This is a genomic window from Paraburkholderia sp. BR10141, from assembly GCF_056155635.1.
In genome coordinates this window covers 24,545-42,113 of record NZ_JBMIQH010000035.1, presented here as the reverse complement: position 1 = coordinate 42,113, position 17,569 = coordinate 24,545, and the positions used below count along the sequence as shown (strand labels likewise).

Sequence of the window (17,569 nt, the reverse complement as noted above, 5' to 3'; positions counted from 1 at the left end):
CGATGTTCATCGTTTCATTCTGGCGTCAGCTCGATACACGCGCCCGGGTCGTGCTGGCGGTGATCGTGAGCGCGCTCGCACTTGCCACGGTGGCCGGTATCGTGTGGGTCGTCACGCCGCGCTATCAGGTGCTGTTCTCCGACCTTGCCGCCGAAGACGCGGCGGTGATGACGGCCGAACTCGACCGCATGAAGACGCCGTACAAGCTCAACGACGACGGCACGGCAATTCTTGTTGCGCCGGAGGCGGTACACAAGACGCGCCTCAAGCTGCTGGCAAAGAATCTGCCTCTGCATGGCGCGGTCGGCTTCGAGCTGTTTAACGGTGCGGATTTCGGCATGACCGACTTCGCCCAGAAGGTCAATTATCAGCGTGCGCTGCAAGGAGAAATCACGCGCACGATCCTGTCGGTCGACGGCATTCAGTCGGCGCGCGTCATTCTCGCGCTGCCCGAGCAGCAGCTGTTCAAGAAATCCGACAGCAAGCCCAAGGCGTCGATCAACCTCGTGCTCAAGCCCGGTGAGTCGCTGTCGCACGACCAGGTGAACGGCATTGCGCGTCTGGTCTCGGCCGCTGTGCCGGACATCGCGTTGCAGGACGTCACAATCGTCGATCAGCACGGTATCACCTTGACCGGCGTGGCGTCGAATTCGGCTGATCCAGAGGCCGACGGCGCCGCGGGCGCGGCGCTCGAGCTGAAGAAATCGACCGAGACGTATCTCGCGCGCAAGCTCAACGACGTGCTGAATCAGACCTTCGGTCCCGGCAAGGCGATCGCGCGGGTCGACGTAACGCTCAATATGGACCGCGTACAACGCACGCGTGAGCAGTTGCTGCCTGCCGGCAAGGACGGTGCAACGGGCGTGCTCGTCAAGGAGCGCAGCGAAGGCGAAGGGGGCGGTGCTGCCCCGCTGCCGCCATTGCCCGGTGCCGGCGCGAGCGCAGGCCCGTCCGCGCCGGCGAGCGAGCGCCATGAGCGCGAGTACCAGGTTGGCCGCGATGTGGAGCAGAGCGTTTCGACGCCAGGCACGGTGCGTCGCATCGCAATTGCCGCCGTGGTCAACGATACGCTCGACGCCGCCCAGGTCGCTCGTCTGAAAGACATTCTGGCGGCAACAGCCGGCTATGACCCGGCCCGCGGCGACACGATCGCGCTCTATCCGTTTGCTCAGTTGGCGTCGCTGCCGCAAGGTGGCGCACCTGTTGCCGATGCGGCGAGTCCCGGTACGGGGATGCTGCCCGCGTCGTCGCCCCAGGTGCCTGTGCGGACCGCCGCCGCTGCACGGGCGCACGGGTTCGGCACGTCGCTTGGTTGGCTGCTGGGCGGGTTGGCGCTCGTGATCGGGCTCGCCGGAATTCTTGCCGTGCGGCTGTTCGGTGCGCGCAGCCATCATGCGGCGCATGCCACGCGCCCGCTCGACTCGGCGCAGCGGGCTGTGCTGCTGGCGGATATGCAGCGCTGGCTGGCGGCGGAGACACCTAAAGGGACGCCGCAATGAGCGCGCCACGCAGAGCGGCACTGGTCCTTTACGCGCTGGACACGCGTGATCGCGAGTGGCTGCTCGCGCGCCTCGCGCCGGCGCAGCGCACGACCTTGCAGGGTCTGCTCGGTGAACTCGAGGAACTCGGCGTGGTGCGCGATCCGTCGCTGGTTCGCGAACTGGTCGGGCACGGCAGCGTGCAAGCCGGTCATGATCCGCTGCCCGAAATTGCCGCGGCGTCGCCCCGCGCGGTTGCCGCCGTGCTGGGCGACGAACCGGCCGGGATGATCGAGCTGGTGCTCGCCGCTCACGAATGGCCCTGGCGCGACGCGTTGCTCGACGGCCTCGGCCGGGCGAAACGCGAGCAGGTCGAGAGCCTCGCCGCTGCGCGCATCGGTTCGCGCAAGCCCGTCGCGCGCGGCCTGCGCGATGCGCTGCTGGACGAACTCGCACAACGTCTGCGCCGCGCGGAAGCGAGCGCGCCGGCCGTGCGCCGCCGGTCGATCTGGCGCGGTTTGCTGCGTCTGCGGGGGACCACATGAGCGCGCCTAGCCGCCACGTGGCGAGCGTACTGCGGCAGCCGACGCTGCTTGCACAGGCACGGGTGCCCGGCCTTGCGACGGCACCTGCCGACCCTTTGCTTCAGCCGCAGCCGGGCGCCGAAGCCGCCGCACCGGATGCAGGCACTGCCGCCGCTGCCAACGCCGCCAACGTGGCCGCGATCGATGCCGCGGCCCGCGAAGCCGAGATCGAGCGGCGCGCCGCGCAACTCGCCGATGCATTGTTGCGCGAGCGGCGCGACGCAGTGCTGGCGGCGGCGCATGAAGAAGGTTACGCACGCGGTGCCGAAAGCGCGCGCGAGGCGGTGCAGCGTGAATGGTCGGCCCTCGCTGTGCGCGCCCAGACAACGCTCGATGAATTGCGTGCCACGATGACGCGTCAGTCCGAGGCATCGGCCGAACTTGCGCTGCAGCTGACGTTCGCCGCGCTTGGCAAACTGCTTGGCACGGCGCTGGTCTCGCGCGACGGGGTTCAAGGCGCCATCGCTCAGGCATTAGCCCAGGCGGACGCCCAGCGCGTGATCGCGATTCGCGTCGCGCCGCAGGATCTGGCGCTGCTCGGCGGGACGGCGCAAGCCTCCGGACTCCTGAGCGGTTTGCCGCGCGACGTCACGATCGAAGCGGACGAGCGTGTCACGTTGGGCGGCTGTCTTGTGGAAACGACCCACGGCACCCTCGACGCCCGCATCGAAACCCAGCTCGACATGCTGCTGCAGGTGTTGCGCGATGCTCGCGCCGTCTCGTCAGCTTCTTCTGCCACGGCAGCGGCGAGCGCGCGATGATCGGCGCGGCATGGGTCGAGGCCATCGAGCGGGCGTCGCTCGTGCGCCGTACCGGCACTGTTCGTCAGCTGGTCGGTCAGGCGATCGAAGCCGATGGCCCGGACGCAGCGGTCGGCGAACTGTGTTCGATTGCCGCGCGGCATACCGCTGAACCGATGATGGCCGAGGTGGTAGGCGTGCGCGCGGGCCGCGTCACGCTGATGCCGTATGGCTCCACCCAGGGTCTTGCGGCGGGTGCGGTGGTGCAGGCGCTCGGGCGTGTCGCCGACGCCTCGGTCGGCTACGCGTTGCTCGGCCGGGTGATCGATTGCTTCGGCCGGCCGCTGGACGGCCTCGACGCACCGGCTTGCCGCGAGACGCGGCCGCTCGCGGGCGTGCGCCAGAACCCCTTGCAGCGGCCCCCTGTCGGGCAGGTGCTCGAGACCGGCGTACGTACCATCGACGGCTTGCTGACGCTCGGGCGCGGCCAGCGGGTTGGCATTTTTGCGGGCAGCGGGGTCGGCAAGAGCACTTTGCTCGGCATGATCGCGAGGACGGTTCGTGCAGACATCAATGTCATTGCGCTGATTGGAGAACGCGGCCGCGAGGTGCGTGAATTCATCGAGCGGCAGCTTGGCGAGGAAGGTCTTGCGCGCTCGGTCGTGGTGGTGGCGACCTCCGACGAACCAGCGCTCGCGCGTGTGCGCGCGACGTATCTCGCGCTCGCCATCGCCGAATATTTCCGCGAAGCGGGCGCCGACGTTCTGTTGACGATGGACTCGATTACACGTTTTGCCATGGCGCGGCGCGAGCTCGGCCTCGCCGCCGGCGAGCCGCCTACCGCACGCGGCTACACGCCTTCCGTGTTCGCCGAGTTGCCGGAGCTGTGCGAACGGTGCGGCACTGCGCCCGGTGGCGGGTCGATTTCTGCGTTGCTCACAGTGCTGGTCGAAGGCGACGACTTCAACGAACCCGTCTCGGATGCGCTGCGCGCAACGCTCGACGGCCACCTCGTGTTGTCGCGCCAGCTTGCGCACCAGGGGCGCTTTCCCGCCATCGATGTGCTGGCGAGCGCGAGCCGTCTGCTCGGCGAACTGTGCACGCCGGCGCAGCGCGGGCTGGTGAGCGAAACGCGGCGCGTGCTGGCGATGCTCGAACGTAACCGGCAGATCGTCGAGATCGGCGCTTACCAGCATGGTTCGAATCCGCAACTCGACCGCGCGCTGCAGATCGCTCCGGCGCTCGATTCGTGGCTGCGCCAGCGCGTCGACGAAACGGCGGGACGCGATGAGGCCTATGCCGCCTTGCAGACGCTGCTGCTGGGCGCGGCCGCGGGCAGCAATGAAACACGCAAGGCGGCCTCGTGACTGCCGATCTGCGCGGCTTTCGCTACGAACTCGGGCCGCTGGCGGAGCTGGCGGCCTCGCGCCTGCAGATCGCCGAACTTGATCTGGCACGCGCGAGCGCGAGTTGCAAGCAGGCCGAACTGGCATTGCAGCAGGCACGCGAGGCAGTGCAGCGTTTTATCGCCGGGCTGGCGGCCGACCGTGCGAGCGACCGGCTTGACCCGGCGTTGAGCCAGATGACGACGCGCTACGTTACCCGGCTCAATCACGCGGTGCAGACATACGAAATGCGTTGTGCGGCGCTGGAGCGCGAGCGCGTTGCCGCGTTCGAGCATTGGGATACTTGCCGGCTGCGCGTCGAGCAGATCGATGCGCACCGTGCTGCGGCAGCGGCAGCCTATGGGCAGGAGCATGCCTCGCGCGAGTTCGCGCGCGCCGACGACGACTGGATCACCCGCCGCGGCTTAGGGGATGACGCTTATGACGATCATCGAGTTTGATCTGGTGCTGCGGCAGGTGCTGGTTCACCGTGCATCGCCGCCGACGCAGGACGAGGGGGGCGCGCTCGCAAGCGAGTCCGACGGCGCGGGCTGGTCGCGCGCTCTCGCGGATGCCGCTGGTCTGACCGACGAACAGGCGACGGCGCGGGACTTGCTGGAAGAGGTGCTGGCTGTCTCTGTCGAAAAGTCCATGCGCGCGCCCGAACTGGGCGCGGGCGCACACGATGGCGTGATGGGCATGCTTGCCCAGTCCGACACGGATGCGGCGCTGGAAGCATGGAAGGCGGTCGGTGACCGCCTCGTGTGGAAAGGGTTGGAGAACTTACCGCTGCCGTTCAGCACAGGCACCAGCACGGAACGGTCGCAGGAGCAGGAGCGTGCACTGGAGAACCCGCCCGGACTGCCGCAAGACGCGCATTCGGGTGCACCGTCGCGCACAGGATCCGCGAGCACCCGCGACCAGCCGGTGTTGTCCAACACGCCGCGACCGTCCAGCGCAGATACCGGCGTGGAGCGGCCGCACGTGAGCGCTCACCATGGCGCGATCCGATCGCACGCGGCCCCGCATGACGAACTGACCCGGCCGACGCATGGGCACCACGCGCATCGCACCACGCACGACCGTCCGGCGCAACTGTGGATGACGGGCAGCGGCGTTGCTGGCGGCGATGACGCTGGCGCGGCGACGGTCGCCGGGGTGACGGGCACGGCAGCGCGGCACGGCAGCGCCGTCGGCGATTTCATGCTTCCGGCCACCCGGCGGTCGTCAAATCAAATCGGCGTGCCACTGTTGCCGCAGCCAGGCGAGATCGTCTACCCGGCGTCGGCGCGCCTGATCGCGCGTGCAACGCTGGCCGCTCTCAAGCGTCCGCGCAGTGAGCGCGACGCCGATGCCGCCGGCCGCGACGCGTTCGCGCTGCCACGCAGTCCGGCGCGTGCCGGCCGCTGGCTGCGGCGCGTCACGCATGCCTATCTCGGCCGCGATGGGTTGACGCTGTGGGTGCGCGACGCGTCGTTCACCGACGCGAAAACCGGCCCGCTGGTCGCCGCGTTGCACCAGTGGGCGCGCGCCGCCGGCATGAAACTCGGCGCGGTGATCTGCAATGGAAGAACCGTGTTTCGCGCGGCAGGTACCTCAGTCGCGCAAGGGCAAACAGAATTCGCCACGGAAGGAGAACGATGACTACCAGTTCAGTAACGTCCGTCGGAGGCGCGTCGCCTGCGTCGACAACGCTCGGCATGCAGGACCTGCTGAAGATTCTGCTGACGCAATTGCAATACCAGGATCCGACGCAGCCGATGGACAACGCACAGTTCGTCGCGCAGATCGCGCAGTTTGCAACACTCGACCAGACCAAGCAGATGGCCGACAGCATCACGCAGTTAGTGGCCTCGGAGTCGCTGACGCAGTCGGTCGGCCTGCTGGGTCGCACGGTCGGCTACACCGTTTCGTCGACTTCGAGCGGTTCGGGCCAGGTCACGTCCATTTCGCTGTCGAACGGGACACCGACGATGACCATCACGGCCAGCGACGGCACCGTGACCAATGGAATTTCGGTATCCCAACTAACAAGCGTTAAATAAAAGGAGCACCACAATGATCGACGCGATCAACACTGCGGTATCGGGCCTGAACGGTTTCACGAAAGGGCTGCAGGTCATCAGCAACAACGTGACGAATATGGACACGCCGGGGTTCAAGGGTTCGGACATCCAGTTCGAAGACCAATTGTCGAGCCCGGACGAGCAGGCCGGCTCCAGCGACGGTGGCGGCCTGAACGCTTACGCGGTGGCGCTCGATCTGTCGTCGGGGCAGCCGGTGCAGTCGAACAATCCGCTGGCGGTGGCCGTGAACGGCAACGGCCTGTTCGTCGTGCAGGACGCGCAGGGCCACGTTCACTACACGCGCGACGGCGATTTCCAGTTCAATGCGGCCGGCTATCTGACGATGCAGGACGGCACGACGCGCGTCATGTCGCTCGGCGCGAATGGCGCGCTGTCGCCGATCACGCTCAGCTCGGTGCAGTCGAGCGCGCCGCACGCCACTTCCACGGTGAGCTTCACCGGCAATCTGTCGAGCACGGCGACCACCGATGCGATCAACTCAGTGCCGGTGTACGACGCAGGCGGCGGCGCGCACGATCTGTCGCTCGCGTTCGCGCCGGCGTCGGGCGGCGCGGCCAACACGTGGACCGTGACGGTGTCGGACGGCAGCACGACTGTGGCGACCGGCAACATTGCCTTCAGCGACGGCGAACCGGTGCCGGCCCAGTCGAAGATCAGCTTCACCTATACGCCGACCGGCGGGCAGGCGCAGAACGTGACGCTCGACTTCAGCACCAACGTCACGTCGTTTGCCGCGGGCACTTCGTCGACGCTGGCGGTCGGCCAGCAGGACGGTTACACAGCCGGGACGCTGACGAACACCACCTTCAACAACACCGGCGCGCTGTCGCTGACTTACTCGAACGGCCAGAGCAGCACCGGCCCGCAACTGGCGCTAGCCACCTACGGCTCGGCGTCGGATCTTACGGACCACGGCAACAACGAATTCGATGCGGCCAACGGCGCGCTGCTCCAGCTCGGTCACGCCGGCGACAACGGTTTCGGCTCCATTCAGGCGAATGAATACGAGGGTTCCAACGTCGATCTGTCGAGCGAATTCAGCGAACTGATCGTGATGCAGCGTGGCTACCAGGCGTCGTCGCAGTTGATTTCGACAGCTAACCAGATGCTCCAGCAGCTCTTCTCCATGGATGGCCAGGCGTGAACGTCAGCAAGTTGCGCTATCGTACGGCCGGCGAGCACGCAGCGCTATTGCAGCGTTTCGCGGCGGTGCTCGACGGCTGGCAGAGCGCATGGTCGCTCGACGCGGCTGTTCTCGAGCACAGTGCCGGGCGCGTCGGCGTGGCGCCGCGGCAGACCGCGCCAGGCACGCGTAGCACGTCACGCGCGGCTAGCGTGGCAAGCGAGCACGACGCAGGCTGGCGTACGCTCGGCCTCGATGCGAACGGAGCGCCAGCAGCGTTCTATCGGCTCGCAGGCGCCACGTCGCAAGAGTTGGCCGCCGCGTGGCTTGGCCTGCCCGCACAGGGCGTGCAACGGGCCTCTGCCGAAGCCGTGCCGTTGAGCGTTCAACTTGCGCAGCGTGCCTACGACGCGTTGCTGACCGCGGTGGCGGTCGAGATCGGTTGCGTGTCCACCGGCGATACACCTGCCGGCGACGCCTGCCGTGCTTCGCTGCGCGCATGGAACGGCGCGGTGCAACTCACATCGAGCGGCTCGGGCGTGGCGGTGCAATGGCTGCTGAGCGCCGCGACCGCCGACCGCTTGCTGCCGTCCGCGGCGGCGCGCGAGAAGTCGCGCGCTGCGGCCGTACGCGAGACGGTCGTGCCGCTGGCCGATGCGCTCGCGGGCGGCCGCCTCACGCTGGCGGTTGAAACCGAACCGGTCGCGTTGAGCCTTGGCGAACTGGCCGGCTTGCACGTCGGCGACGTCATCTCGCTCGGGCACCGGCTCGATGCGCCGCTGAACGTCATCGACGCATCCGGCAACACGCTTTTCAGCGGCTTTCTGCACGCGCGTGACGCGCGCAAGGTGCTGAAGCTTCACGCGGAATCGAACCGCTAACTCCTGCTTGTAGAACGCTATGCACGACAGTCCTTCCGCCACCGTGGCGCATCCCCTGAAGTTCGCCGAGACCGGCGACGCGCCGCAGGCGCCCTCCGAATCCGATGCGCTCGTGCGCACGCTGCATCCGCTGCGCAACGTCAAGGCGACGCTGCGGGTGTGCGTCGGCGGCATCGAATTGAGCATTGGCGAACTGCTCAACGCGCGCCGGGACGATGTCCTGACCATCGACCGGCTCGTCGACGAACCGGTCGACATCCTGCTCGAAGGGAGCGTGATCGCGCGTGGCGAACTGGTCGCCGTCGACGACGCCTATGGCGTGCGCCTCACCGAAGTGCCGGTCGGGCTCAAGCTGTGAGCACGTTGGGGGCGAGCGTGGCAAGTACCACGCAGGTTGAACTGCCGTCCGGCATCCCGCTGCAACGCGGCGACGATGCGTGGATCACGGGCCGTTCGGCGGCCGCGCTGGTGCTTCTGGCGGCGCTGCTTTGCGCGGTCCTGTATGCGGCGCGCAAGCTGCGGCGCGACGGCCCGGGCCGCCTCGGCGGGCTGGCGCGGCGCGACCGGCCGTTGCTGAAAGTGGTGGTGTCGCAGCGCCTCTCGGCGCATTCGACGCTGCACGTTATCGATTACGAGGGCAGACGGCTTCTCATTGCGGACGGATCGCAAGGCGCGACATGCCTGATCGACGAGCCGCATGCCGCTGCAGCGGCGCAGCCAGGGAGTGCGAACGATGTGGCGTAACGCATCGGGCAGCCTGCGCTGCAGTCCCCGGGCCGCGCGCATCGCATCGCTTGCCGGCCTGGGCCTGGCCGCCCTGTTCATGAGCGGTGCGTGCGTGGCGGCAAGTCACGGAGTCGGCGCGGGTCCGGCAAGCGACAGTGTCGCCGGCGCGCTCGACGCGCTCGGCAGTTCGAACGGGACAACCGGCAGCACAGCGCTGGCGTTGCGGGTGCTGATAGGCCTGACGCTGGTGAGCCTGATTCCTGCGCTGCTGGTTTCGGTGACCTCGTTTCTGCGCATCGTCATCGTACTGTCGATGCTGCGCCAGGGCCTGGGTATGCAGGAAACCCCGCCAAATTCCGTCCTGATCGGTCTTGCGCTATTCATGACGCTGTTCACGATGGCGCCGGTGCTGGAAAAGGTCGACCGCACCGCGTTCGAGCCGTTCATGGCGGGGCAGATGTCGATGCAGTCCGCTTACCAGACGGGTATGGCGCCGTTGCGCGAGTTCATGATTCGCCAGACGCGCGAGCAGGACCTTGCGTTGATGATCGAACTGGCCAAGGCACCGGTACCGGAGAAAGAGGCGGACGTGAGCAACGTCGAGCTGATTCCGGCATTCATGCTCTCGGAACTGCGCACGGCGTTCCAGATCGGGTTCGTCATTCTGCTGCCGTTTCTGCTGATCGACCTGATCGTCTCCAGCATCCTGATGGCGCTCGGCATGATGATGATGCCGCCGGCGACGATCTCACTGCCCATCAAGGTCCTGATGTTCGTGCTGGTGGACGGCTGGGAGCTGGTCGTGAAGGCGCTGGTCGGCTCCTTCCACTGACGGAGCGTGATACGTGCAAGACGCGCATCTTGAAGCGGACCGCCAGGCGCTCGAGCCCGAGCGCGAACAGGCGCTGTGGCGCGCGTTGCGTGAGCACGGCGACGCGGCGGCACGCGAGGCGCTGTTGACGCATCATATGCCGTACGCGCGCGTGATCGCGGGCAAGCTCTACGCGGGCAGGACGCACGACGAAGTCGAGTTCGACGACTATCTGCAGTTCGCTTCGATCGGCTTGCTGGAGGCGCTCGAACGCTATCAGCCCGAACGTGGCGCGCAGTTTCGCACGTATGCGAGCACCCGCATGATGGGCGCGGTGCTCGACGGCCTCGAAAAGCTGAGCGAGCGCCAGCAGCAGATCGCGCTGCGGCAGCGCATGCGCGCGCGCGATGCGCGGGCGGCGTCGCTCGCCGAAGGGCTCGGTTCGGTGCGCGATGCCGCGCTGCTCAAGGAAATGGCGGGTGTGGGCATCGGGTTGGCGCTCGGCGTGCTGCTGGAAGGCCTCGGAATGGTCGACAGCGGCGTCGAGGCGCAGGCGCCGAATCCCTACGACGGCCTCGAACTGCGTCAGATGCAGCGCCGCGTGCGCGAGCTCGCCGCCGGTCTGCCGGAACCCGAGCGCCGGATCGTCCGGCATCATTATCTGCAGGGCGTACCGTTCGACGAAATTGCCGAACAGATGGGACTGTCGAAAGGGCGGATTTCGCAATTGCACCGGCGCGCGTTGCAACGGCTGCGCGAGGCGCTGCTGGCAACGAGCGAAATAGACGCGAAATGGTAGGCACAATGGCAGGGCATAACGCAGCGTATTCCACGGAGTGCATCAGATGAACATCCCTTCCGACTCTGATCTGAGCCGGCTCGTCCGGTTCGAACAGCTTGCGGCGACCGATCCTCGCAACACCGCGCTGCTCGCGGACGCGTTCGATATTGCACTGCGTGCGCGCGCGTTCGATTTTGCGGAGCGCTTCCTCGAACGCGAGCGAGCCGTCGATGCGACGAGCCCCGGATTGCTGTTTCGCGAGGCGCGCTGGCATCTGGCAAAGGGCGAGCATGGCGAGGCGCGCGCACTGTTCGAAACCGTGCGTGCGCGAACCGGCCCGCAGTCCGGCGTCGATACCCATCTCGCGGCGGCCTGCGCGGCGCAGGGCGATCATGCGCGCTGCGTGGCGCTGCTGCAGCCTTACGCTGCGCAAGGTTCTCTGCCGCCCGGTGCGTGGTCGCTGCTGATTCGCGCGTTGCATCATGAGCGCCAGTTCGATACGGCATTGGCTCTGGTGCGCGAGCAGCACGACGCGTTCGCAGGCGACGCCGCGAGTCTCGGTGCGGCGAGCCTGCTTTGCCTCGATGCCGATGACCTTCGGTTGGCGGCTGCGCTGGCCGCGCGCGCGCTCGAACTCGAGCCGCAGCAGTGCGAGGCGTTGATCGTGAGCGGGTTTGCGGTGCTCAACGACAGTGACGGCGCGCGCGCTTGCGCGCTTTTCGAGGCGGCAGTTCAGGTGCGCGCCACGGAGCCGCGCGCGTGGTCCGGCCTCGGTTTCGCGCGCCTGCTTGGCGGCGAATCCGCCGGCGCGACACAGGCATTTGAAGCGTCGCTGAAACTCAGCGGCGATCACGTCGGCACATGGCACGGCCTCGCGTGGAGCCGCCTGGCGATGAACGATCACAAGGGGGCCGAGGCCGCGTTTGAAGCGGCGCTGCAACGCGACCGCAATTTTGCGGAAACGCATGGCGGCCTGGCGCTGACCGCGTATGCGCAGGGCCGGCGCGACGCGGCGGAGCAAGCCGTTGCGCGCGCGCTGCGGCTCGACCGGCGCAGCCCGACGGCGCGCTACGTGCAAGCGCTGATGAGCGGCACCCGTCTCGACGGCAATTCGCGCGTGACAGTCGAACACATTCTCGAAGGCGTCAGGCAGCGCAACGCGGCGCTGCCGGCCAAGGCGCTGTTCGCCCTGGCGCGTCGCGGCGAAAAGCTGGACTCTTGAAGAACGCGAAAGCCGAACGCTGAGGTGCGCAGCGCCGTCCTGCGCTGCCTAGACGGTGGCGCCGCCCAACAGCAGGTTGATGGCGCGCGAGAGCGGACCTTCCAGCGATGGCTCCGCTTCCATCTGTTCCATAACGTTGTCGACAAGCTGCTGGTAGCCCGGATCGGTAAGCGTGGTGTTGCCGAACTCCTGCGCGAGCACGCCCTCGAGAAATACGCGAAAGGCTTTGCGCGGCCGGCGCGGATCGTCCGGCGCGATTTCGCGAATCCGTTCGACGATGCTGCGGCCCAAGTCGAACTGAGGCGTACGTTGACCGTCGGTCCGCTTGCGCGCGCTCGCGCGGGCGCCGGCGTTCGGCGCGGCGTGAGACGCCTCGGACGCCTGCTGACGCGCAAGCGCGACAATCTGCGCGTACGGATCGACTTTCATCGCGGGCGCTCGACCGGCGCGCCGGGTGTGAGACTCGCGGTCACTGCCTGGGCGATCGCTTCAGCGCGCGCCCGGCAGGCTTCGACGGAATCACCCGTGACGGCGAACATCGGCCACGCGTCGCCGACATCGTAGGGGCGGCTGTCGTCGTAGTGCACCGCGTGCACGAGCGGCACGCAATCGGGGCCGTAGTCGACGCTCCGCTCGCCGTGTACGAGCGGCACCAGCACGCGGCGGATCGCAATGCAGCGCTGTGGCCACTGGAATTCGAGGCGTGCCGACAGGCCGAGCTGAAACGCAAGCGCGGCCTCGTAAAACGGCAGGCCGAGCGCATCGATCGCGTAGTCGCCCATCGTGCTGGGGCGCAAGTTGAAGTCGATTGGGTAGAGACGGCCGTTTTTCTCGACCGATTGCACGTAGACCACCGAACGCGTGAGGCCATGATGGGCCAGCGCCTCGACGAACGCGCGCGCCGGATGCGCCGGGTCGGGCCAGCCAAGCGTGTTCCACGCGCCCTTCAGTCGCCACGCCGAGTGAGCCATTTCGACCGTGCCGGATTCGTAGAACACGATGTCCTGCGGGCCGACCACGGCGGCGGTCGTGCTCAGATGGCTGTCGACGAATTCCATCACGAGGTACGCGCCGTGATGCAGCGGCGGGTCGTTCTGATAGGCGAGGAATGCTTCGAGCAGGTCCTCCTCGATCAGCGTCTCGCGAAATGCGCTCACGCTATCGAAGATGCGGTACGCCCAAGGGTGCTCGGCGAACGACCCGCTGCCGCGATCCGGCTTGACGATCACCGCGCCGCGGTGGCTTGCGCGCAGCAGGTCTTCGTCGCGGCGCGGAATGCAGAACCACAGGCTGTCGAAGCCGGCGCGCTGCATCGCCTGATAAACGAGCGACTTGCTGGTGGCAATGGTTGCCGCCAGCGGATCGGCCGAGGGAATGCCATGCGCTTGCGCGAGCCAGCTGGCTTCGGCGGCGCGAAAGTCGCTGCACGACACGATGCCGAGCGTGCGCGCATCGGGGTAATCGACGACATCGAGACCGAGGGTGGCCGCGGCGGCGGCATAGTGCCTGACCTTGGCCTTGCTTTCCCGGCCGTCGGCGCCGAGCAGAACCACGTTATGACGCATAGCCGTCAAACTCCATTTGCGGATGCAACAATCCCTGGCGCAGCAGGTCGAGCGGGTTAATTCGGCCGTAGTGCCGGTTCGGCGCCCATGCGTCGTCTTCTTCGGCGTAGTACAGCCACGGTGCAAAGCCGAGCACCAGATGCACGCGTGGCTGGTTGGAGGCCTCGCGCGCATAGACCCGATGGGGCAGATTCGTGTTGAACGAATAGGCGTAGCCGGGCTGCAGATGATATTCGCGCATCGACGTGGACCCGGCGTCCGGCTGCTCCAGCGCAGGCTCGATCTGCATGCGGTAGGCGGCATCCGACGTGAGCGGAATGTTCACGCGCAGATTTTCGAAGACGCGTTCGTCGCGGTGCCAGCCCGTCGCGAATTCGCGAGTCGCTCCCTGCTCGCCGTAAATCACCGACAGGCGCGAACGCACCAGACTCAGTCCGCACTTCGACAGGAACTCGCAGAGGCCACCGGTGCGAGCGGCCGGCGTGTGCTTGCGAAAGCCGTAGGTGTCGAAGTAGGTATGTTTGAGCGCGGTGAATTTCTGCGTGCTGCCGTAAAAGAACTCGCGGCCCGTATTGACCGAGGTGCCGAGCGTCGACTGATGAACGTTCTCTATGCCGGGATCGTGCAGGTCGGGGTTGTACGACAGCGACAGCGAGCGATAGGCGTCTTCGGCGTCTCGCCCCTCGCTCGACAGCCAGCCGAACGCGCCGAAGGTGCCGAGCGCCTGCATGGCGGCGTCGCGCAGGCCGGCGAACACGGCGTCGGGCAGTTTCAGCTGGATCAGTCCTTCGAAGGGGGCGCACGGATGCTGCGCCATTTGCGCTTCGAAATCGGAACTGGCCTTGATGTGCTGGATGATCGTGCGCTCCGGCGGCACGTCCTGCACGAGGAATCGGGGCAATGCTTGGCTCATGTGCATCAGGCCTTTTCGTAGCGCACGCTGCCGGCGATCACGCGGCGCGTTTGCGGATCGGTATTGGTGGTCGTGTAGTGCATCAGGTAGCGCGGGAAGATCAGCAGATCGCCTTCGGCGGGCCGGATCTGCGTGGTCAGCGTGTGGCGCGGCAGTACGAACGCGCCGCGTCCTACCGGGCCGCGCGGATCGATGAACACCAGCTGGCCGCTACCGTCCGAGGGGACGTTCAGGTAGTAGACGAATGCGATATCGGAGCCTTCGTGATAGTGCGCATGGATCGCTTCAGCGGCGTCGTTCGCGTGCTGCAGCACGAACCACATCTGGATGCGTTTGACATGCGGCGGCAGGTCCGTGCCGTAGCACTCGGCGACATAGCGGTCGCACAGAGCATCCATGCGGTCGCGCACCTCGATCAGCGCGGGGTCGGTCGCCTGTGAGAACACCTGGGAGCGGTAGCGCGTGTAAGCGTTCGACGACGCATTGAGCAGCGCCGGATCGTAGACGAGCTCGTTTTCGTTGTGATCGGCGAAGTGCTGCAGTGCCTCGTGAAGCGCTCGCGGCATCTGGGCGGTCTCGAGCAGATTGACGTGCAGGAGCGGAGTGGCCCATTTCCATTGCAGCGCCTTCGTCCAGAGTGTATCGACGTCCGGCTTGGCGGTTTCGGCTTGCGTTTCCACTTGAGTTGCCTAGATGAAAGGATGAGGAAAAAGAGCTTGCCGGCGGCGTTGCCCGGATGTGTCGGCCATGCCCTCGGGCTCCAGCCCGTAGCCGAACGAGAGCGGCACGCGGCCCGGCATCAGCGCGCGCACGACATGCGGTCCGGCTTCGTCCGGCTGCGACAGGTCGACAGCGACGATGCGATGGCCGAGCGCGGTAAGCGTGTCGCAGACCGCATCGGCTGCTATATGGTGCTGTTCGAGCACGCGGAAATCGATCGAGGCACCGGTGGCCGCGATAAACCAGTCGGCTCTTCTGAAGTAGCGCGGCTGCGCGTACAGGCGCGCGTGATCCTGCGAGCTTGCCACGGCGCGCGGCGCGAGCGGGGCGGGCCCGGCGAACGCGAGCGATGCCGCGACGGCCGCTTCGAGTTCCATCAACGCGCGGTCGAGCGCGGTATGGGCATCCACGGCGACGTCGCTCGCGACTCGCGTGAAATGATGTTGCACGGATTGCGCGGCGACGAACACGCCGGCGAACGGCGCCGTGTCGAGCGCACGGATCCAGACTTCCACGCCTGCGTCGTTCAGTGCCGCGAGCCGTGCTCTGAATTCGGCCGGCATTGAGGCCGGCGTGATGGCGGCCGGCGGCCGGCCGCCAAGCCACGCACGCATGAAGGCGTCGCGTTCCAGCAGTTCGAGCAAGGCGTTCTCAAGTGCTCGATGGTGTTCGTCGTGAGCGGCAACGCCGGAACTCGTAACGGCCGTCAGCTTTGTACGGCCAGGCCGCAAGGCAGGCGAGTAGTACACACAGTCGGCCGGAACGCCGACTGGTTCGCCGGTCGCGACATCGATACCGGTGACCCAGTCGTAGCGCTCCTGCGGATCGAAAGGCGCAAACGGAAAATCCGGCCGCCGGTATTGGTGCGGCGCGTAGCTCGCAAGCTCGGTGGGGTCGAGGGCGTCGGCCCAATCGCCGCGCCGCGCGTCGATGAGGTCGCCGGGGCGTATGCAGGCTTTGCGCTCGTGCGCTTCCATGATCGCCTTGAGCCAGGCTCGCGACGGGTTCCGATCGCGTCCCCATGACCATTCGGCGCCGTCTGCCCGCGCCTGGCCAATCGCGAACGGCAGGGTGTAGTCGGGCGTATTCAGGTCCAGCCATTCAAACACACAGCCCTTGGCCGGCACGGCCGGCGAGTGGTCGTCCTGCACGCCGAAGGCGATGGTGATAAGTGGCGTGCTCGCCGCCGTGAGCCCCGCGATGCGCGCCAGCTCGCTCTCGATGAAGCCGCCGAGTTCGACGGCCGCGAGCTCAAGCGCCTGAGCTTGCAGCAAGACGTTCTGCGCGGCGTGCCCGGCTTCGAGCGCGACATACGAGAGGGCGCGCGGGCCATACTTGGCGGCGCTCAGCGCGAAGTCTCCGGCAATCACGACGAGACCCTGCGCCTGATGGACCAGGGCAGGATCGCCGAACGCGCGCGCGGCTTCGTGCGCGCTTGCGTCCAGCGCATCGAGTTGCACCGAGTGATCCGGCGCGAAGCGGGCCCAATAGGCACCGGCGGCGAGGCCTTCGAGCGGACGGAGATTCACCAGATAGAGATCGAGCGGATAGAGCGCGCCGGCGGACGGCACGGTTCGCACCGGCGGCTGTTCGGCCGCATCTTCAGCGTGGCGTGCGCTCGCGCCGTAACCGGCCCACAACAACGCGGCGATCTTCTCCGGCGCGACCGGCCGGGCGCCGAAGCGCCGTTTGCTGGTGCGCGTGCTTAGTGCGCGCGTCAGCCAGGTCGCTTCGGGCGCGATGCGCAGGCTGCTTGCGTGGGTGGCATCGGCATACGCATCCGTCGCTAAAGCCGTGTGAGCGGGCGGCGCGGGTACCTCGGTGACAAGCGTGCGCAGCGCTGCGGCGGTGACGAGCCGCGCGATCTGGGTGTCGTCCGGTTGCGCGCCGAAGCGGCGCGGGTTCGACGCAAAGCGCCACAAGGCCGCCGGCAGATCGCAGCTGTCCACCAGAAAACCCTGTTCGACAAGGCTCGCGACGAACGGCTCGAGATCGGCGCGCGCCCAGTGACGCGCGATCTGGTCGAGCCAGTCGTCAGTGCGGCGGGTGCCGTCGGCGTGCTCGGTCAGCATGCGCAACAGCGGACGTGGCGCATCGATGCGGATCTCACTGCCCGCGACGGACATGCACAAGCTGTCGCCCGCGACTCGCGCGTGTGGCGACAGCATCAGGTATTCGGTCATCGGCAACAAGGTGGAACACACGGCAGCAAGCGGCGCGCGATGTGCTGCTGCGCGCCGCGTCGATTCCAGTCCTGCAACACGCGGGGCTTACTTGCCGCCGCCGCCGCTGCCGGCCGGAACCTGCTTGCCCTGCTCCTGGCGCTGTTTGAACGTCGCCGACCACGTGAAGCGCTTGGCGTCCTTGTTCGCGCCTTGCGGCGGCGTGACTTCTTTTTTCATCGCTGTTCCTTCGGAAAAGAGGGATGCAAATGCGCCTCCCAACGAGGCGGCCTCGCGTGAACGCGGCCCTGGCATGACGGCGCAGCGTTGGATCTTCTCCGCCACGTTCAATCAGGTTATCCGCGTCTGCCGGCAGCGGTTTAGGGCCACC

20 protein-coding genes are annotated in these 17,569 nt (G+C 67.1%); 14 read left to right on the top strand and 6 right to left on the bottom strand.

What is annotated here, in order from left to right; genetic code table 11:
* Positions 1-2: 2 nt before the first annotated feature.
* The 14 genes from fliF (at position 3) to ACOJB8_RS33285 (ending at position 11,818) form a co-directional block, all read left to right on the top strand.
* Complete coding sequence (gene fliF, locus ACOJB8_RS33350; protein ID WP_342946574.1) at positions 3-1,499, top strand: flagellar basal-body MS-ring/collar protein FliF; 1,497 nt, start codon at positions 3-5, stop codon at positions 1,497-1,499.
* Positions 1,496-2,023 (top strand): hypothetical protein, encoded by a 528-nt coding sequence (locus ACOJB8_RS33345; protein WP_342946573.1) that lies wholly within the window; start codon positions 1,496-1,498, stop codon positions 2,021-2,023. Before fliF ends, ACOJB8_RS33345 begins: the two co-directional genes overlap by 4 nt.
* Complete coding sequence (locus tag ACOJB8_RS33340; protein WP_342946572.1) at positions 2,020-2,823, top strand: FliH/SctL family protein; 804 nt, start codon at positions 2,020-2,022, stop codon at positions 2,821-2,823. The genes ACOJB8_RS33345 and ACOJB8_RS33340 overlap by 4 nt, the downstream gene beginning before the upstream one ends.
* Complete coding sequence (locus tag ACOJB8_RS33335; protein ID WP_342946571.1) at positions 2,820-4,169, top strand: FliI/YscN family ATPase; 1,350 nt, start codon at positions 2,820-2,822, stop codon at positions 4,167-4,169. The genes ACOJB8_RS33340 and ACOJB8_RS33335 overlap by 4 nt, the downstream gene beginning before the upstream one ends.
* Positions 4,166-4,648: a hypothetical protein gene (locus ACOJB8_RS33330; protein WP_475016344.1), complete on the top strand. Its 483-nt coding sequence runs from the start codon at positions 4,166-4,168 to the stop codon at positions 4,646-4,648. Before ACOJB8_RS33335 ends, ACOJB8_RS33330 begins: the two co-directional genes overlap by 4 nt.
* Positions 4,629-5,831, top strand: a complete 1,203-nt coding sequence (locus ACOJB8_RS33325) for a hypothetical protein (protein WP_475016342.1) — start codon at positions 4,629-4,631, stop codon at positions 5,829-5,831. Before ACOJB8_RS33330 ends, ACOJB8_RS33325 begins: the two co-directional genes overlap by 20 nt.
* Positions 5,828-6,232 (top strand): flagellar hook capping FlgD N-terminal domain-containing protein, encoded by a 405-nt coding sequence (locus ACOJB8_RS33320; protein WP_342946568.1) that lies wholly within the window; start codon positions 5,828-5,830, stop codon positions 6,230-6,232. The genes ACOJB8_RS33325 and ACOJB8_RS33320 overlap by 4 nt, the downstream gene beginning before the upstream one ends.
* Positions 6,233-6,245: 13 nt before the next feature.
* Positions 6,246-7,418 (top strand): flagellar hook protein FlgE, encoded by a 1,173-nt coding sequence (locus ACOJB8_RS33315; protein ID WP_342946567.1) that lies wholly within the window; start codon positions 6,246-6,248, stop codon positions 7,416-7,418.
* Complete coding sequence (locus ACOJB8_RS33310; protein WP_475016339.1) at positions 7,415-8,278, top strand: FliM/FliN family flagellar motor switch protein; 864 nt, start codon at positions 7,415-7,417, stop codon at positions 8,276-8,278. Before ACOJB8_RS33315 ends, ACOJB8_RS33310 begins: the two co-directional genes overlap by 4 nt.
* A 19-nt stretch (positions 8,279-8,297) precedes the next feature.
* On the top strand, positions 8,298-8,636 hold the full coding sequence (locus ACOJB8_RS33305) for a FliM/FliN family flagellar motor switch protein (RefSeq protein WP_342946565.1): 339 nt from the start codon (positions 8,298-8,300) through the stop codon (positions 8,634-8,636).
* 5 nt (positions 8,637-8,641) lie between these two features.
* Positions 8,642-9,022: a flagellar biosynthetic protein FliO gene (locus ACOJB8_RS33300; protein WP_475016338.1), complete on the top strand. Its 381-nt coding sequence runs from the start codon at positions 8,642-8,644 to the stop codon at positions 9,020-9,022.
* 79 nt (positions 9,023-9,101) lie between these two features.
* Positions 9,102-9,836 (top strand): flagellar type III secretion system pore protein FliP, encoded by a 735-nt coding sequence (fliP, locus tag ACOJB8_RS33295; protein ID WP_428995935.1) that lies wholly within the window; start codon positions 9,102-9,104, stop codon positions 9,834-9,836.
* A 13-nt stretch (positions 9,837-9,849) separates the two neighbouring features.
* Positions 9,850-10,614 carry a sigma-70 family RNA polymerase sigma factor gene (locus ACOJB8_RS33290; protein ID WP_342946562.1) on the top strand — a complete coding sequence of 255 codons (765 nt, stop codon included), beginning with the start codon at positions 9,850-9,852 and terminating at the stop codon, positions 10,612-10,614.
* A 46-nt stretch (positions 10,615-10,660) separates the two neighbouring features.
* Positions 10,661-11,818 carry a tetratricopeptide repeat protein gene (locus ACOJB8_RS33285; protein WP_475016336.1) on the top strand — a complete coding sequence of 386 codons (1,158 nt, stop codon included), beginning with the start codon at positions 10,661-10,663 and terminating at the stop codon, positions 11,816-11,818.
* Between the two features lie 48 nt (positions 11,819-11,866).
* Here the strand turns inward: ACOJB8_RS33285 and ACOJB8_RS33280 are convergent, their stop codons facing one another.
* The 6 genes from ACOJB8_RS33280 to ACOJB8_RS33255 form a co-directional block, all read right to left on the bottom strand.
* On the bottom strand, positions 11,867-12,247 hold the full coding sequence (locus tag ACOJB8_RS33280; protein ID WP_342946560.1) for a hypothetical protein: 381 nt from the start codon (positions 12,245-12,247) through the stop codon (positions 11,867-11,869).
* Positions 12,244-13,383, bottom strand: a complete 1,140-nt coding sequence (locus tag ACOJB8_RS33275) for an ATP-grasp domain-containing protein (protein WP_475016334.1) — start codon at positions 13,381-13,383, stop codon at positions 12,244-12,246. Before ACOJB8_RS33275 ends, ACOJB8_RS33280 begins: the two co-directional genes overlap by 4 nt.
* The gene (locus ACOJB8_RS33270) at positions 13,373-14,296 is read right to left on the bottom strand and encodes a hypothetical protein (RefSeq protein ID WP_342946558.1); all 924 of its coding nucleotides are present in this window, start codon (positions 14,294-14,296) and stop codon (positions 13,373-13,375) included. The genes ACOJB8_RS33275 and ACOJB8_RS33270 overlap by 11 nt, the downstream gene beginning before the upstream one ends.
* Positions 14,297-14,301: 5 nt before the next feature.
* A complete protein-coding gene (locus ACOJB8_RS33265; protein WP_475016333.1) occupies positions 14,302-14,976 on the bottom strand; it encodes a putative 2OG-Fe(II) oxygenase in 675 nt (224 codons plus the stop codon).
* Between the two features lie 9 nt (positions 14,977-14,985).
* Positions 14,986-17,184, bottom strand: coding sequence for a YcaO-like family protein (locus ACOJB8_RS33260; protein ID WP_342946556.1), 2,199 nt, complete (start codon positions 17,182-17,184; stop codon positions 14,986-14,988).
* 102 nt (positions 17,185-17,286) lie between these two features.
* Positions 17,287-17,418 (bottom strand): hypothetical protein, encoded by a 132-nt coding sequence (locus ACOJB8_RS33255; RefSeq protein ID WP_342946555.1) that lies wholly within the window; start codon positions 17,416-17,418, stop codon positions 17,287-17,289.
* Between the last annotated feature and the right edge of the window lie 151 nt (positions 17,419-17,569).

Excerpts from the sequence above, each read along its gene's own strand:
- ACOJB8_RS33255 (WP_342946555.1), bottom strand. The coding sequence starts at position 17,418 with ATGAAAAAAGAAGTCACGCCGCCGCAAGGCGCGAACAAGGACGCCAAG.
- fliF (WP_342946574.1), top strand. The coding sequence starts at position 3 with ATGTTCATCGTTTCATTCTGGCGTCAGCTCGATACACGCGCCCGGGTC.
- ACOJB8_RS33345 (WP_342946573.1), top strand. The coding sequence starts at position 1,496 with ATGAGCGCGCCACGCAGAGCGGCACTGGTCCTTTACGCGCTGGACACG.
- ACOJB8_RS33315 (WP_342946567.1), top strand. The coding sequence starts at position 6,246 with ATGATCGACGCGATCAACACTGCGGTATCGGGCCTGAACGGTTTCACG.
- ACOJB8_RS33335 (WP_342946571.1), top strand. The coding sequence starts at position 2,820 with ATGATCGGCGCGGCATGGGTCGAGGCCATCGAGCGGGCGTCGCTCGTG.
- ACOJB8_RS33305 (WP_342946565.1), top strand. The coding sequence starts at position 8,298 with ATGCACGACAGTCCTTCCGCCACCGTGGCGCATCCCCTGAAGTTCGCC.
- ACOJB8_RS33285 (WP_475016336.1), top strand. The coding sequence starts at position 10,661 with ATGAACATCCCTTCCGACTCTGATCTGAGCCGGCTCGTCCGGTTCGAA.
- ACOJB8_RS33270 (WP_342946558.1), bottom strand. The coding sequence starts at position 14,296 with ATGAGCCAAGCATTGCCCCGATTCCTCGTGCAGGACGTGCCGCCGGAG.
- ACOJB8_RS33260 (WP_342946556.1), bottom strand. The coding sequence starts at position 17,184 with ATGCTGTCGCCACACGCGCGAGTCGCGGGCGACAGCTTGTGCATGTCC.
- ACOJB8_RS33340 (WP_342946572.1), top strand. The coding sequence starts at position 2,020 with ATGAGCGCGCCTAGCCGCCACGTGGCGAGCGTACTGCGGCAGCCGACG.
- fliP (WP_428995935.1), top strand. The coding sequence starts at position 9,102 with ATGAGCGGTGCGTGCGTGGCGGCAAGTCACGGAGTCGGCGCGGGTCCG.
- ACOJB8_RS33320 (WP_342946568.1), top strand. The coding sequence starts at position 5,828 with ATGACTACCAGTTCAGTAACGTCCGTCGGAGGCGCGTCGCCTGCGTCG.
- ACOJB8_RS33325 (WP_475016342.1), top strand. The coding sequence starts at position 4,629 with ATGACGATCATCGAGTTTGATCTGGTGCTGCGGCAGGTGCTGGTTCAC.
- ACOJB8_RS33275 (WP_475016334.1), bottom strand. The coding sequence starts at position 13,383 with ATGCGTCATAACGTGGTTCTGCTCGGCGCCGACGGCCGGGAAAGCAAG.
- ACOJB8_RS33280 (WP_342946560.1), bottom strand. The coding sequence starts at position 12,247 with ATGAAAGTCGATCCGTACGCGCAGATTGTCGCGCTTGCGCGTCAGCAG.